The sequence below is a fragment of the Vallitalea longa genome (genome assembly GCF_027923465.1).
GTDB lineage: Bacteria > Bacillota > Clostridia > Lachnospirales > Vallitaleaceae > Vallitalea > Vallitalea longa.
In genome coordinates this window covers 19,561-34,083 of record NZ_BRLB01000013.1, presented here as the reverse complement: position 1 = coordinate 34,083, position 14,523 = coordinate 19,561, and the positions used below count along the sequence as shown (strand labels likewise).

The following is a 14,523-nucleotide window of genomic DNA, read 5'->3' as shown; positions in this document are numbered from 1 at the left end:
CATAAAAATCTATATATAAAAAACTGATATAAATAATATAGATATGGATTTGTCATTGTCAACTTTTGAACTATTAATTGTCTCATAAGCGGTGCAACAATTAATAAATAACTCAATGAATAATTAACATTTGAGTATATTGCCATGTAAAATTAGAGACACTAGCCTTTGTATTTTAGTAATCATATGCTCATAAGTATATCTTTCATCATAAACATAAAAAGTAAACTGAGTTATTATGCAACCCATAACACATAATGATACATCTTCATTATCAATATCTATATTAAACCACTCAAAAGTCTTAAATGAATCTAATAATTTATTTAATCGTGTTAAAAAAAATTCATCAATAAACGGCATAACACTTTCATTAGATTTAACACTATTACTAACATCATATAAAACGGATATATACTCTTTTAACAAAGAACTATCCAGCTTTTTAAAAGGATTCAAATACGCTTCTATGAAATTCACTAATTCTTTTACAACATCTTCTTCATTCTTTATTGTAATCGAATTAAAGCTATAGTTTTCCATTTTAACTGTTTCAACTAAACATTCTATAAATAATTGTCCTTTTGAATTAAAATAATTAAATATAGTACCTTCCCCTATTTCTAATGCACCGGCGATTTCTGATGTTGTTACCTTCTTATACCCATCTTCTATAAATCTTTGTTTTGAATAATCCAGTATTGCTTTTCTAGTTCTCTGCTTCTTCTTTTCTCTTAATCCCATCTTACTTCCTCCAAACACCATAAATAGATCCAATTTCATTTTATAACATGTCAAAAAGATACAAGTTTATTGTTCCTAACTGATACATTAATCAATCTCTACTTATCATAAGGCTCTTCTGGAATCATATGACCTGTAATAATTTTCATGAACAAAACAGGAATAAACCATTCAAATCCTGGAACTGGTGTAAATAAGTATATACTAGCCACAATAGCTATCATAGCAAGTAATTTCCCTACTGCTCTTTTTAAATATAAAGGTGTTTTATATACTATAAAGACTGAAATTAGAAATGCAGCATACCAAGTAAAAGCATATGCCCAATTCATATCATTAAATAATAGTCCTATAACCAAAGGATGAACATGCAATGCTATGAAAACTGGCAGTTTTTTCACAGCACCAGCAAATCCTTTCTCCTCAGGTTTTATAGGTGTATCATAATACCTCTTACAAGAATTAAGAGCGTTACTTACTAAACCACCTCCAAGATCTAGTGCAAAGTACAATCCAATTATAATCTGAACAATATTCCACTGCATATGTCCCATTGCTAACTGAAAAATCATTAAAGCTGGTAACAGAGCTCCACCGATATAACCTAATACTTTTTCTTCAGTATACGCACCAGTTCCATTGATATAATCTGGTTTTCCTTCATATTCCCATCTAATCTTTTTATTATGATCCATATATCCTCCTTGAATTATGAGTAAACTCATGTTTGAGTACACTCATAGTATATTCACGTTTTTTTATTTTGTGTATAATAATTATCACATATCAAGATATATCATAAGTTTTATCTAAAAAAAAGAGAGCTTCTAAATGAAGTCTCTCGTATTATTTATATAAGTCTAAGTCTTTTTAATCAATCATGTTTGCAATGTCATTCAGAGTCTTATCTGATTTTAGTTGCAATTTTCAACTTTTCATTTCTTTTCTTATAGCTTTTTTTGCTTTTCCACTCATTGCTGGCAAAAAGTTTGTATAAAATTTTCCATTTTCTCGCATGGCTTGGTCTAAATGTAATATATCATATGTAATTTTATAACTTCAACCATAAAGCTGGACGAACACCACCTGTACACTTACCATCACTAATATTACCTTTAAGTATATTATTACCTTGAATGCCAATATTACCGTCACCATGTATGTATACAGCTTTTACACTCACTCGACCAGGTGACCTAAGCCACCACCACCAAACACTTTTTTTATTATCCTTAAGTAGTGCTCTTCTATTACTATTATTCTTATCTTTTCTCTCAAACCAATATCTTTGATTTTTACCTGGTTTGTATAGTTTTTCACTGCTATCTCCAAAATATCTGCATACAACGTCTTCAATATCTAGTAAAAATATTCTATCTTCTGTATCTATTCCGCCTTTTGAACCATACCAATGATTATCAGTATTTTTATTTATTACTGGAATTATTCTTGATTTTTCAGCTTCATCAAATTGGTCATAGAATTCCCCATTAAGATATTTTCTCAATGAACAATCTGCCCATGTTGTATCTGTATAAACATCATGGTAAGACCGCTGTTCTATAATATATTCAGTTACAATCAAAGCACTATCATTTTTTATATCAAGAATACGCCAATTATAACTACCAAATGAAATTATCTGACCGATATTAAGTTTATCCATTCGCCTGCTCCCCCTTTCTTTTAAAAATAATATATGTCGAATGTTTGTTCTTTTATGATATCATAATTTATTGTTCCATATCTATAGCAATAATTAACGTTTTTTCTTTTGTTCAAGGTTAATTGTCTCACCATTGGTGAGATTATGTCATCATCTTTATATGTTTCATAAAACTGTTTCATTCTGTATGAATTATACCATTACTAACTTAACTTACAAGTACAAATAAAAAGAAACTACCATCTATTACAGGTAGTCTCTGATATAAAAATTCTTTATAATCTATACTTATTTGTTTAGTGCTATATTATGTTTTTATGTCAATTATGGTTGTTTTTTTTAGGGATTGTTAAGTTTTTTAATATCAAAATAATATAACAACTCTATCCCCTCTCACCGAATGCCAACATACAAGCATTTTAACCTAGACATATATTTTCTGTAGAAAATCAACAAGTATTTGATTAAACACTTTTGGATTATCCATATTAGATACATGTCCTGCGTTAGGAATCATATGTACTTCACACTTAGGATAGCACACTTGCCAGTCCTTTACATGTAATTGAATTGTTCCTGTTCTATCCTGTTCACCATATACATAGCACATAGGAGAAATAATGTTTACATCTTCCTCATGAAGAGCATTTGCTATAGCTGACCAAGATCTGATAAAAGAGTCTTTCGTCTGTGTATCAAACATTTTAATAAGTTCGCTTTGCACTTCATTTACTACGGAAGATTGCCTTGCCATAGCTTTTTTTAGTCTTTCCCATGTATAAAGCTTAAACAGAGGTTGAGACCTTTTCAAAGAAAGAGTCTCCCACTTAGAGTAACGCATATAAATCGGTGAGCCATCTGCTAAAAAAATACCTTGAGTTCTTTCCGGATATAATCTTACAAACTCTTGTGCTATGTAATTCCCCATAGATAATCCTGCAATTACAGTTTTCTCAATGCCTTCTTGATCTAGTATACCAACAATCTCTTTACAAACATGTATAAGATTCAATGGTTTCTGTGATGTAGACTTTCCATGATGTGGTACATCTACTGTTATAACTTTATATGCTTTCAAATCATCCAATTGCTTATCCCACATCTCTTTAGTAATACCAAAGCCATGAATAAACACAATAGCCTTCTTTTTTTGTTGTTGATGCACTTTATAACATATATTTGCTGACTCAGTTTTATAATACTTTTCCACAGTAATCTCCCTTATAAAATCTACACTTTAAAGTAGCTAAATATAACCTAAACTTTTTCAGTTGTTGTTCATTTGAACCTTGCACTATCCATCCATTACTGTCATAGAATCCTACTGCCATATCATAAATAATATCGTAGAGAATCTCTACTTCTTTTTCAGAAACAAATTTACTTTTATCTACTGCTTCTAGAAAATTCTTTTTCCTAGTTTCAGTTATTTGATTCATTAAAACCTCTAATTCATTTTTACTATTTTCCTTACTTTCTTCATAAACTCTTCTTACAAATCTAAAAGGAAGTTCTAAGGCTTTAATCAGTTCGATTCGCCTATAAATCTCACTTTCAATCATTTTAAAAAAATCAGACTTTTCATAACATACTATTGGTTTTAACTGTTGGAATTCTTCAAGAGCTTTTGTAAAAAGCCATTGGTATAATGTCATTTTATTTCTGAAGTAATAAAAGAGCAGTGACTTTGATATACCTGCTTCATCTGCAATAAACTGCATTGATGCTTTTTTATAAGTATTTTCTGCAAAAGTCTTAAAGCCAGAATTAATAATCTTCCTTTGCTTCTTCTCATTCAATTTGTAAAACTTCTCATTCATGTTTGCACCTCTCTATTGGTCAAATCGGTTAATACCATTGTACATCCATTGACCGTTTTGGGGAAGGAGTAATATTGCAATAAAAAAACTAGAGTACCATAGATAAAAGAATCATGGATACTCTAGATTTGTTGTTCTAATATTAAAAAGTTCTACAAGCTTAAATACACTATGTATTTGTAAATAATAGAGCTATTTAACTATAATACAATTATCTTGTGATAATATGAATAAGTTTTAGACTATTTCCACTCGCCCCGCCATTTTGTAAACAGCTTATTTTCGTTGGTTTTACGTTGGTTTTATTTGCATATTTATCATAAATTTTTTTGACTATCACATGGCTTATAGTCAAAAGGCAGTCAAAGCACATTCTGTACTACTATAAAATATACAGTTAAATCTTATACTTCTTTTCTATTTTATATGCACTTCAATTCTGTCAGAAGCATATTATTCTTTACAATGTAACACTCTACATAGTGAGGGCCATTAAAACTAGTTTCCTCTTTTTTTGAATAAGCTGATTTTTTTATATCTGTTTGACCAAAAATATTAGTTTTATTCTCTGCTACAACTCCAATATTTCTTACTTTCCAAAAACATTTATAATCACCAGTCACACTAGTTTCTTTGATAAAAACTCGAGACTCTTTTGCTTTTTTCAGGAGGTATTTTGATAGCGGTTGACGTCTAAAACCATTTTGATCAACATTACACTCAAGTTTAATATAATGTTTTAAATCAAGATCGAAATAATCTCCAATTAGCTTTTCCCCTGAAAACAACTTAGTCTCTTTGTTATTCAAATAGCTGTCATAATTACTAAGAACATACTGTGATTCTACTAAATTGGTATAATCAATATTGAACAGTGAATATAACATCTTTCTAACAATCACAATATTTTAAAGCGAATCCACTATTCATTATTTTCTTTGATTTTTCATTGAACCACTCTGCATACTGTGTCTGATTACATTTCTATTTATTAAATTCTAATAATTTCGTTATTGATTTCTTAATCATATCTTTGAAATCATCAACACCTAATTTTGTATTGACTTTTCACACTTGGTCTCATTAAAAGATGCAGTGTAGAACGCATAAATGGAATTTATGCACTTTACACTGCATCTTTATTTTTGATTAACTGTCATGCAAAACGGTTCTCCTGTACGATTTCATCCATTAGCTAAACTCCATTGGTTATTTTTCTTATAATCAAACTAATAAGTTCTTTGATTTTATAATGCACCGCTGACACCTTCAACTTGTGCTTTGCATTCATCCCAAGTTGAATATATACCTGTGACTTTACCAACTTTTACTGCATAGTGTTTTTTCCCCATACTTTCTCCTTTATATTCATAATCTAATCTTATATTTACTCATCTATTATTATTATATGATTCCATCTTATATAACACAATAAATTAAGTAAATTTAATGATTAATCTTAATCAAATAACCTAACTTGTTCAAAGCCGGTACAGTACTTTTCCATTTTTCTTTCCTTCACAACATCCCCCTCTTCTATATTTCCAATCAAGAAAGGAGATCCATCATCGTGTTTCCCAATATTATTAATTGTAGCCTTTTCACTGAAATTAGCATAACAATATAAGCAATTATGATTACATGTATTGTAAGCACCTATATCTATGCTTTTAACACAGCCACAAATATCTCTTTGATTAGCATCTTTTGATATAACTACATCACAATTATTTAACTTTGAAATCATTTTATCATCAACACATTTGCCGTGCTTTATCCCAAAATCAGATAAATCAATCAACTCGGAACAAGTCTCAATAGTCATTTTATATTCTGAAGCAATCTTTGTAAAGGCCTCTGCAATATATCTCATATCTTTATCAGTTATTTCTTGAAAGTCAATTTCTTTCATGTTACGTTTGGTTTTTGTATAAATATCTAAAAAACTGATAACACATTTATCACAATAAGGGCTAAGCATATCCATAAGCTTTCTAAAGTACTTTTCATGATATGCAAAATCATATTTTTCTGTAAGTATAACAGGATCATATCTCCAAATAATTCGCTCCTTACCTATTAACCTACTAAGCTCTATTACACTTTTAATTATTTCACTTTTAGATCGTACATTTTTTTCAAGGTCTATGCCATACGAATTTATTGTAATCTGAAAGTAATACTTGTATTTATTGAACGTGTCTAACTTAGGAATAATTTTTTTTGGATCTTTAGTCCAAAATACAATACAGTCAATTAATTCAGGTGATAACTTGACTTCACTCACCTGATGAAAGTTCATCGGATTTCTAACATAGACAAACCCTTCCTCAAATCTTTTAATGAGCCAGTCTGTATAAAATGCCGGTATATCACTCCTTCTACTTATACTTAATATCATTTAAAGCCACTCCTTAATATTCAATATTTATAATTGATTCTTTTGTAACTTCTAGTTCAAAGCCATAATTTGTACTTTTTACAAGTACATTCTTCAATGTTATTCTCTCTCCTGCAATTATTGGCAATGTCAATCCAATTTCACCTAAGAAGTCATCTTTAATAACCGTCTTAATCTCTGAGTTTCTTTTTTCAAATGTGCAGCTACCATCACAAAGTAGAACAGCCCATTGATTCGAGAATTTCCTTTCAATAACCGACCTAATATTAGCTTTCACATTAACCTTCATATTTATATATTTATGCAAATCTTTTAACTGTATATAATGTTGTCTGTTCTTTATAATATTATATTTAGTAAACCCATCTAATCTATATACTATATATTGGAAAGGTAGTTGCTCACGTCCAGCCTTGCTCAAACCTTTGTTATAAAGAAATCTATGTAATCTAGGTATTTCCCAATAAGCTCTAGTTGGGCTATAACAATTACAATTATACGTTTTCTTTTGATCCCAAACACCCGTACAGGGAGCAAAAACATTTATATTAGTTCCATCTGAAATAGTATTACGGATATCTTTCATAAGCTTTCCATTTTCAGTATCACCTGGTTCAATTACTACTATAGCTCCATCTTCTTTGAGATGATCAGAAAGTTTCTTCAATATTTCTGAGCCTTTTGCAACATTCTCTCTTTCGTTAACTGTTAAGAAATTACTCATTGTAATTAAATCATATGTATCGAGAATAGTATAATCAAACTCATAGTCAAGAACTTGATTCACCCTCTTCCTTAATACAATATCAAGGTTAGTTATTGATGGATCAATAACCTCTGACACCATATGTTCAGCTATCTTAATAAAATCTTCTTCCGCTTCAATAATATCTATCACAATACTAAAATCAATATCAGGATATCTACTACTTAATAATTTATAATATTCAATAATTCCTACTGGTATAGATCCCGGACCAGTACCTATATCAAGAATAATCAACTCATTTTTCAACAAATTGCTTAACTGTATATCTAATAATGGTTTCCAAACCTTGAATATGTTTGCTTCAAAATAATAAAACAAATATGATTCATAAAAGTTCTTATAATTTATCTTCCCTCCTGAAAAAAACATTGCTTTAACATCGTGAATTATTTTATCAGTTACTTCATCAGGTAAATGTATTAGAAGATCATCAAGCCTGCCATTCGACATAAACGAAATACCATTTTTCTGAAATATGTAATTCAAAATTCCCTTTTCAATATATAAAGGTATAATTCTGTTCTGGCTAAATTCAGTCAAAGTACTCTTTAAATCATTTTCCTCCATAACCAAACATTGGTCTAACTTATCAACAAACATCTAACTCACTCCTAAACATTTAAAGTACTTATGGCTCGATTTATCTAAAGTGCTTAAAAGTTCGTTATATTTCACATTATCGCCTTGTTTTTTATAAATATATAGCATTAATGCATAGGCTACAGGCTTTGCTAGGTTATATTTATTTGAAACTGCTTCATTAAGTTTATCAATACACCTAGAATAAACATCTTCTTTTCCTTCTAATAAATATGCCAAACATAAAGTATTGATAATATATCCATCTCTTGCATTTTTGATAAGTTTTATTGCATCTGTATAATTTCCATTTAAGATATGCAATAATGCATATTTATCACTGATAAACCATGTATTTCTATTTACAATTCTTTTCTTTCTTCCTTGACTTCCAATTTGGTGAGTTATATCCATCAACCTCAATGCATTTTCTTTGTATCTCAATGCGCTTACATTATCAGTTGTGTAATTATCTTTAATGAAATACATATACAAATATACCACAGCTAATTTGTACAAGACATCCATCGGAGAAATAGTCCATCTGTTTTGTTGTTTCAATAACTCTTCAATACTCAGATCCTCTGAAATATCATATCCTGATTCTGTAATAAATGTCTCCTCAAGAAAATGTCTAGCATTCGCGACATCTTGTATATCATCCTTATTTACTGATGTCAAATATTCAGTTGCAGATATTTTACTCATTAATGACTCTATTACTGGTATCTGTGGTTTTTGTAAATAATACGATCCAAGACAGTAACATGACTTGATATATTCTTTGTTGTAGTTTTTTCTTCTTTCTATATCCAGACTTCCATATGATTTTATGGCTTTGGTAATCGCCTCAATCCCCTTTTGTTCTACGATCTGAAACTCTTCAAAGAACTCTCGGTCCCACACATGTGATTTATATTTCATCTGTTTAATTTTATATTCAAGAATTAGTTTTCCCATTCTATAATTATCTTTAATTGATTTACTGTTTAATGCAGTCGCCTTTTGAAAATAGGATATTGCATTCTCTATTTCTTCATCTTTATTCCCATCATTTCTACCTTTTTGCTTTGACAGCTCTATTGCGTTCAGATAGTATCTATATGCTAATGCTGACAAATACCTAAAATCTAATGGTTCTAACTCAATACATCTCTTATACAATCGAATACTATGATTTCGAAATTCCGCTACTTCCTTCAAATGTTCTCTATCTCTAGTCTTGCCATTCTTAGGTTCACCTAACTTACTGCAGGCAAAACCAATTTCATATAAGTCATTTACATTCTTCCAAAGTTCATGCCCTTCTTTAATTGATTGAATAGGACTAAATAAGTCAATTATCCCCTTCCAATCATACCTACCTTTAAGCTCTTGTATTTGTGAGGTATAACTTGATTGTTTTGTTTTGTTTATTTGTCCCTTTCTAACTAGATTAAAGGTCTGTTTGTCCAGTATATAAGCATTGGGACTATAACCCTTCTCATCTAACCAGTCATTTAAAGCTGCTACTCTATATAAATTACTAATTATCTGTTTATTCGTTTGAATCATTGTTTCCTGAATTTCAAATTCGAATGAAAACTCCTTTTCAGTCGCAACAATATTATTAACTTGCATTAAGAATACACCATCATTAGAGTACTCCTTTGTCATAAAATAACCTATACACCCTTTTATCTTTGAAGTGTCCAACTCACAATATTCGTTAAATGATGCAATTGTTGGCTTTAAGAAGTTTTCACTTAGATAATATTTCTTTCTCTCTACCGTCTTTTCATTGAACAGGTTTACAAATAAATACATTACACTCCTCCTAAGTAGGTAATCAATTTTGCCTCTAGGCATTAGTATCATCATTATCCTCTTTATTCAAAGATACTTCATCAGTATCTTCACCATTTTGGTCATTAAGCCACCCTAGCGCTATTATGCCCATGAACATTCCGAGACCTGTAAGAATACCATTTCTGATTCCCTTACCCTTTTCTCTTTGACAATTAGCACAAAGATTCCGCTTATTAGTACTCACTAGTTCACATCCGCACTTCTTACAATAACGTGGTCCTTCGTCAATATCGTTTTCATTCTTCCGAACATTTTCATTAACCCCCACTTCTCTTTCAATCAGAACATCATTTATATGACTTTCTATCTTCTTAGTAGCATCGAACTCTGATATTCCATCTGCAATACTAGAAAAATCATTTACCACATTTATTTGTTTCTGCTTCAAGTTCTCATTAAGTAGTATCAATATATCTCGTTCGTTTAGTTTATTATCTATAATAAACTCTTTAAATTGTCTTAAGCATTCTTTTCCCGCTTCATATTCTCCTAGCATTGCGTATCCTTCACATTCTAGCTGAATGGCATTAGTAATAGAAATAAGTGTTTGAAATGAATTTATTGACTTTTCATCGAAGTCTCTTCCTTTATTTTGATTAATCACACTATAGATAAGAGATTTTTGTGGATTACTTTTAATTTACTCTAAGTTTTGATTGAATTTTTTTATTAAAGTAAGTTTACCATCAGTAGCTGAATTAATTACATTAAGAACCGCTATTTCTCTCAACCTAGTATCATGGATTTTCCTTGCTTAAAGCAATTTATCTCTTGAAGCTTCTACTATTGCTAAGCGATCATCCTGCATTTCGATTTGAATCTCTTTAATTACATTACCGACATACTCGATTTCATCTAAAATTCTAATCATAACAGCATTTGTTGAAAGATTGCTTAAAGGTTTCCCTAACTCTGGTGCAACATTTACTTCCTTTAACCTTACCATCTTACGAATTGTTGATCCCTCTCTAATAGTTGGTAAGATTTCACCATTTTTATCAATCGAAAACTTATATATCCCTTTATCAATTAAATCTTTAACATACGTATCAATCTCTGCAACAAGGATCTTATCTCTAGAACGCATCTCCTGAATAATCTGTGCTATATCTGGTAGATTAACCTTTATGCTGTCCCAATCACCAAAGTACTGAATCAGGCTTTTATTATCTTCTTCTGAAAAAAAAGTCAATGTTTCAGTTTTAGGCTTCCACTCATCAAGTTCATATTGAAAAATAGGAACTATCTTATATTTGTCCTGTTCATTAATTGGCCTTGTTATATCTTTACTTGAAAATCCACAATATGGACAGGTTCTTGCCTTATTTGATATCTTAGATCCACATTTCGGACATTGGATTATGCTCATATATCTCCCCCCTTGCTGTTACTGGTAGTGTAAAATATTACACTACACTGTTTGTTTTAATTCTTTATTTATAAGGGTTTCACAGTTTTTTTGCAATAAAATAACAATGACCCCCTATTTTCAGTTATAATTGAAGTTCCAACACACCAAATATTTCTGAAAGGATGTCATTGCTATGCCTTCAATTATAACTTATTTACTTGATATAATTCAATACCAAAATCAACAAATTTCTTGGTTACTTCTTTTTATCTCCAAATTTATCCCTCTTAAGCAATGGGCTTTTGATGATGCTCATTCACCTAAGTATCAGAAATTCAAGACAGATAAACTACCTATTATTAAACGCTTTGTTAAACAAGATTGGTAATTTTTGACTGAATATTATCTCCTTCGTTATGGTAAACCTTTAAAACCTGTTAGGACTCAAAAAGGTAAAATCCGTAATGTTCCTAACCATACCATATGCCCTTTATGTGGTGCTCCTCATCAATATATTTACGATAATAATGGTGGTAAGGGCCAGTTTAAATGTAAAGTTTGCCAAAAAACTTTTGTTACCGGTGAACAAGTTTCTTCTCCTCTTGTTCTTAAATGTCCTTATTGTAATCATTCTCTTGTTGCAAAAAAGGATAGGAAACATTTTACTGTACATAAGTGTATTAATAATAAGTGCTCTTACTATATATCCAATGTGCGTAAATTACCTAATCACGTAAAACATTCTGATCGCTATAAGTATAAATTGCGCTATATCTACCGTGAATTCTCTGTAGATTTTTTTGCTATGGATTTGGATTCTCTTCCTAAAAATGCTTCTTCTTTTAAATTCCGTAGTAAAAGTGCTCATATCATGGGACTTTGTTTGTCTTATCATGTAAACCTTGGACTATCTTTAAGAAAAACTGCTCAGGCTTTAAAAGACATTCATTGTATTGATATCTCTCATACTATGGTTGCTAATTATGCTCATTCCGCTGCTACTCTTATTAAACCTTTTGTTGATAATTATGATTACAATCATTCCTCTACTATGATAGCCGATGAAACTTATATCAAAGTCCGTGGTATCAAAGGTTATATTTGGTTCATTATGGACGCCGTTTCTCGTTCTATCCTTGGTTACAGGGTATCTGATAATCGTGGCGTCGGCCCTTGTATCCTTGCTATGCGTATGGCTTTTCGCAACCTCAAAAAGCTTCCTGATAAATTCCGTTTTATTGCTGATGGCTATAGTGCTTATCCTTTAGCTTCCCAACAATTCGCTCTCCTTGAGAAAGATCCTCTTAAGTTTGATATCACTCAGGTAATAGGTCTTTCCAATGATGATGAAGTTTCAAAAAAATTTCGCCCATTCAAGCAGATTGTAGAACGCCTTAACCGAACTTTTAAAGCTTCTTATCGTGTCACCAATGGTTACGATAATTATGATGGTGCTAATTATGCCTTGTCTTTATGGGTAGCTTATTACAATTTCCTACGTCCCCATAAAGTTACTTGCTATAAAAAGCCTTTGAATAGGGTTAATTTGCTTTCCAAAGCTGATAACATGCCTGGTAAATGGCAACTCCTTATATACCTTGGTCAAAAAACCATTCTTCATTTACAAGAGCAACAATCTAAAAAATCTATCTGTTCTTAGATTTTGAACCAGAGGCACTGATACAGCCATCCCGCAGGGACATGCCCTTGATAGCATCATTAAACAATGCTACAATGCCATGATTACGACGGGATAGGTCTATCTGTTCTTGAGTTCTTCACCGTCGGCAACCTTTTTAAGCATTGTTTAATGGTGCTGTCAAGGGTGGCGTAAGTTACCAAGAGCCATTTTTGTTACCCCTTTTTTCTTTTAAGTCTTACTTATTTTTTTGTTTCTGTTTTTCATAGGCTACTTTACACTACCCTGTTACTCTTCCTCATTCAACATCCAAACACGCTTTAGAGGTATTATGCTTTAATCTTATCACTTAAATTATCATAGTTTTCAAAAATTTCTTCGATTATTCTATTCTGAATCCCACAAGCGCACTTTGAAAAATTGCTTTGGGATTTCCTTATTCACAGAACTTTTAATTCCGCTCCAAGAAATAAGCAACCCATAATCTGCATTATAATTACTCATCGTTCCAATTAATTGATCCAATGTAGGTCTATCAACAGTTCCATCAGTCGATTTCATCTGAACACATATCCTTGGTGAGCCAAAACCTAAAGTATCAGCCGAAGCTAAAATATCTACGCAATAGTTTGCTCCCTCAGGACTTCTATATGTTGTAAATCCTTTTGCTTTAAGTATTTCTTCAATAAGCCACTCCATATCATGACCTTTAAACTTACGTATAATGAATTCGGAAATTCTGTCCAAAATAAATTCGTTCAAATCGACTTATGTATCTTCTGAGTTATCATCTTGAATAACTTGATGTATATTAGTGCTTTTCGTACTCCAGTTATTCTTGCACATTTCTTTCAATCTAGTTTGTAAGTGGTCGCTGTATTCGCTTGCCCATAAATAGAAATATCACGTTTATTTCCATTATGACTTTCAATGAATTTCATGGACTGTACAAACATACCTCCACTACCACAACAAGGATCATAAATCTTATCTTTATACGGTTCAATCATTTCAGCAATTAAATTTACAATTGCCTTCGGAGTATAGAATTCTCCTTTTCCTTTGCCTCCTGCAAGTGCAAATTTACTCAAACAAAACTCATATACTCTCCCGATAATATCCTTTTCCTTATCTTCCAATGTCTTAATATTATTAATCTCGTCTAATAATGACGCTAACTTACTTGAGTCCAAACTCAATCTTGAATAGTAATTATCTGGTAAAGCTCCTTTAAGTGACGGATTCTTCTTTTCTATTGTTGAAAGTGCTGTATCTATGGTTAGCGCTAAACCTTTTACGTTTGTTTTTGCAGAATTGATTATTACACTCCAACGACATTCCTCCGGCAGATAAAACACATTCTTCATAGTGTAAAACTCGACCATATCGATATATCTTTTTTTACCTTCTTTAATAATCTCTTGTTTACGCTCCTCAAATTTATCTCCTGCATATTTCAAGAAAATCAAGCTAAGAACCATTCTGAAGGTTCAACGGTTCCTCGTAGTTTATTAGCTGACTCCCATAATGCCTGCTCTATACTTTTTTGCTTCTTCGCTGATGCTTTTGCCATTTTTTTCTCCTCTATTTTCAATAATATTCACAATCGCTAACATAGTAATCTATCAATCTTATACTTGTTACACCATATTAAGTAGCTTAAGTTTATGAATTCTTCCTTCTAATTATATCATTATGAGCCTTTA

Annotated in this window: 14 protein-coding genes and 1 pseudogene; 1 reads left to right on the top strand and 14 read right to left on the bottom strand. The window is 31.1% G+C overall.

All coding sequences use genetic code 11. The annotated features are described in order from the left end of the window. Positions 1-123: 123 nt before the first annotated feature. The 12 genes from QMG30_RS17470 to QMG30_RS17415 all read right to left on the bottom strand — a co-directional run bounded on the left by QMG30_RS17470 (position 124) and on the right by QMG30_RS17415 (position 11,196). On the bottom strand, positions 124-744 hold the full coding sequence (locus QMG30_RS17470; RefSeq protein ID WP_281817571.1) for a TetR/AcrR family transcriptional regulator: 621 nt from the start codon (positions 742-744) through the stop codon (positions 124-126). A 98-nt stretch (positions 745-842) separates the two neighbouring features. Then, the gene (locus QMG30_RS17465) at positions 843-1,439 is read right to left on the bottom strand and encodes a hypothetical protein (RefSeq protein WP_281817570.1); all 597 of its coding nucleotides are present in this window, start codon (positions 1,437-1,439) and stop codon (positions 843-845) included. Positions 1,440-1,795: 356 nt separating this feature from the next. Next, positions 1,796-2,410 (bottom strand): DUF6273 domain-containing protein, encoded by a 615-nt coding sequence (locus tag QMG30_RS17460; protein WP_281817569.1) that lies wholly within the window; start codon positions 2,408-2,410, stop codon positions 1,796-1,798. Between the two features lie 424 nt (positions 2,411-2,834). Next, a complete protein-coding gene (locus QMG30_RS17455) occupies positions 2,835-3,620 on the bottom strand; it encodes an alpha/beta fold hydrolase (protein ID WP_281817566.1) in 786 nt (261 codons plus the stop codon). Next, complete coding sequence (locus QMG30_RS17450) at positions 3,604-4,230, bottom strand: TetR/AcrR family transcriptional regulator (protein ID WP_281817565.1); 627 nt, start codon at positions 4,228-4,230, stop codon at positions 3,604-3,606. The genes QMG30_RS17455 and QMG30_RS17450 overlap by 17 nt, the downstream gene beginning before the upstream one ends. Before the next feature lie 422 nt (positions 4,231-4,652). Continuing rightward, positions 4,653-5,117 carry a nucleotide-binding domain-containing protein gene (locus tag QMG30_RS17445; protein ID WP_281817564.1) on the bottom strand — a complete coding sequence of 155 codons (465 nt, stop codon included), beginning with the start codon at positions 5,115-5,117 and terminating at the stop codon, positions 4,653-4,655. A gap of 360 nt (positions 5,118-5,477) precedes the next feature. Then, positions 5,478-5,582, bottom strand: a complete 105-nt coding sequence (locus tag QMG30_RS17440) for an RNase H1/viroplasmin domain-containing protein (RefSeq protein ID WP_330680777.1) — start codon at positions 5,580-5,582, stop codon at positions 5,478-5,480. A 107-nt stretch (positions 5,583-5,689) separates the two neighbouring features. Continuing rightward, complete coding sequence (locus QMG30_RS17435) at positions 5,690-6,631, bottom strand: DUF1848 domain-containing protein (RefSeq protein ID WP_281817563.1); 942 nt, start codon at positions 6,629-6,631, stop codon at positions 5,690-5,692. Between the two features lie 13 nt (positions 6,632-6,644). Continuing rightward, entirely contained in the window at positions 6,645-8,000 is a 1,356-nt protein-coding gene (locus tag QMG30_RS17430; protein ID WP_281817561.1) for a small ribosomal subunit Rsm22 family protein, read from the bottom strand. Beyond that, entirely contained in the window at positions 8,001-9,785 is a 1,785-nt protein-coding gene (locus tag QMG30_RS17425) for a hypothetical protein (RefSeq protein ID WP_281817560.1), read from the bottom strand. A 34-nt stretch (positions 9,786-9,819) separates the two neighbouring features. After that, positions 9,820-10,323, bottom strand: a complete 504-nt coding sequence (locus QMG30_RS17420) for a hypothetical protein (protein ID WP_281817559.1) — start codon at positions 10,321-10,323, stop codon at positions 9,820-9,822. Positions 10,324-10,581: 258 nt separating this feature from the next. Beyond that, on the bottom strand, positions 10,582-11,196 hold the full coding sequence (locus tag QMG30_RS17415; protein ID WP_281817558.1) for a zinc ribbon domain-containing protein: 615 nt from the start codon (positions 11,194-11,196) through the stop codon (positions 10,582-10,584). 175 nt (positions 11,197-11,371) lie between these two features. Between QMG30_RS17415 and QMG30_RS17410 the strand changes: the two are divergent. Beyond that, positions 11,372-12,838 (top strand): annotated as a pseudogene (locus tag QMG30_RS17410) (IS6 family transposase). 366 nt (positions 12,839-13,204) lie between these two features. Here QMG30_RS17410 and QMG30_RS17405 read toward each other — a convergent pair. Both QMG30_RS17405 and QMG30_RS17400 read right to left on the bottom strand, forming a co-directional pair. Next, positions 13,205-13,579 carry a restriction endonuclease gene (locus QMG30_RS17405; RefSeq protein ID WP_281817557.1) on the bottom strand — a complete coding sequence of 125 codons (375 nt, stop codon included), beginning with the start codon at positions 13,577-13,579 and terminating at the stop codon, positions 13,205-13,207. Between the two features lie 89 nt (positions 13,580-13,668). After that, positions 13,669-14,286: a class I SAM-dependent DNA methyltransferase gene (locus QMG30_RS17400; protein ID WP_281817556.1), complete on the bottom strand. Its 618-nt coding sequence runs from the start codon at positions 14,284-14,286 to the stop codon at positions 13,669-13,671. Positions 14,287-14,523: the final 237 nt, after the last annotated feature.

Excerpts from the sequence above, each read along its gene's own strand:
- QMG30_RS17470 (WP_281817571.1), bottom strand. The coding sequence starts at position 744 with ATGGGATTAAGAGAAAAGAAGAAGCAGAGAACTAGAAAAGCAATACTG.
- QMG30_RS17465 (WP_281817570.1), bottom strand. The coding sequence starts at position 1,439 with ATGGATCATAATAAAAAGATTAGATGGGAATATGAAGGAAAACCAGAT.
- QMG30_RS17460 (WP_281817569.1), bottom strand. The coding sequence starts at position 2,410 with ATGGATAAACTTAATATCGGTCAGATAATTTCATTTGGTAGTTATAAT.
- QMG30_RS17450 (WP_281817565.1), bottom strand. The coding sequence starts at position 4,230 with ATGAATGAGAAGTTTTACAAATTGAATGAGAAGAAGCAAAGGAAGATT.
- QMG30_RS17445 (WP_281817564.1), bottom strand. The coding sequence starts at position 5,117 with ATGTTATATTCACTGTTCAATATTGATTATACCAATTTAGTAGAATCA.
- QMG30_RS17440 (WP_330680777.1), bottom strand. The coding sequence starts at position 5,582 with ATGGGGAAAAAACACTATGCAGTAAAAGTTGGTAAAGTCACAGGTATA.
- QMG30_RS17435 (WP_281817563.1), bottom strand. The coding sequence starts at position 6,631 with ATGATATTAAGTATAAGTAGAAGGAGTGATATACCGGCATTTTATACA.
- QMG30_RS17430 (WP_281817561.1), bottom strand. The coding sequence starts at position 8,000 with ATGTTTGTTGATAAGTTAGACCAATGTTTGGTTATGGAGGAAAATGAT.
- QMG30_RS17425 (WP_281817560.1), bottom strand. The coding sequence starts at position 9,785 with ATGTATTTATTTGTAAACCTGTTCAATGAAAAGACGGTAGAGAGAAAG.
- QMG30_RS17420 (WP_281817559.1), bottom strand. The coding sequence starts at position 10,323 with ATGCTAGGAGAATATGAAGCGGGAAAAGAATGCTTAAGACAATTTAAA.
- QMG30_RS17415 (WP_281817558.1), bottom strand. The coding sequence starts at position 11,196 with ATGAGCATAATCCAATGTCCGAAATGTGGATCTAAGATATCAAATAAG.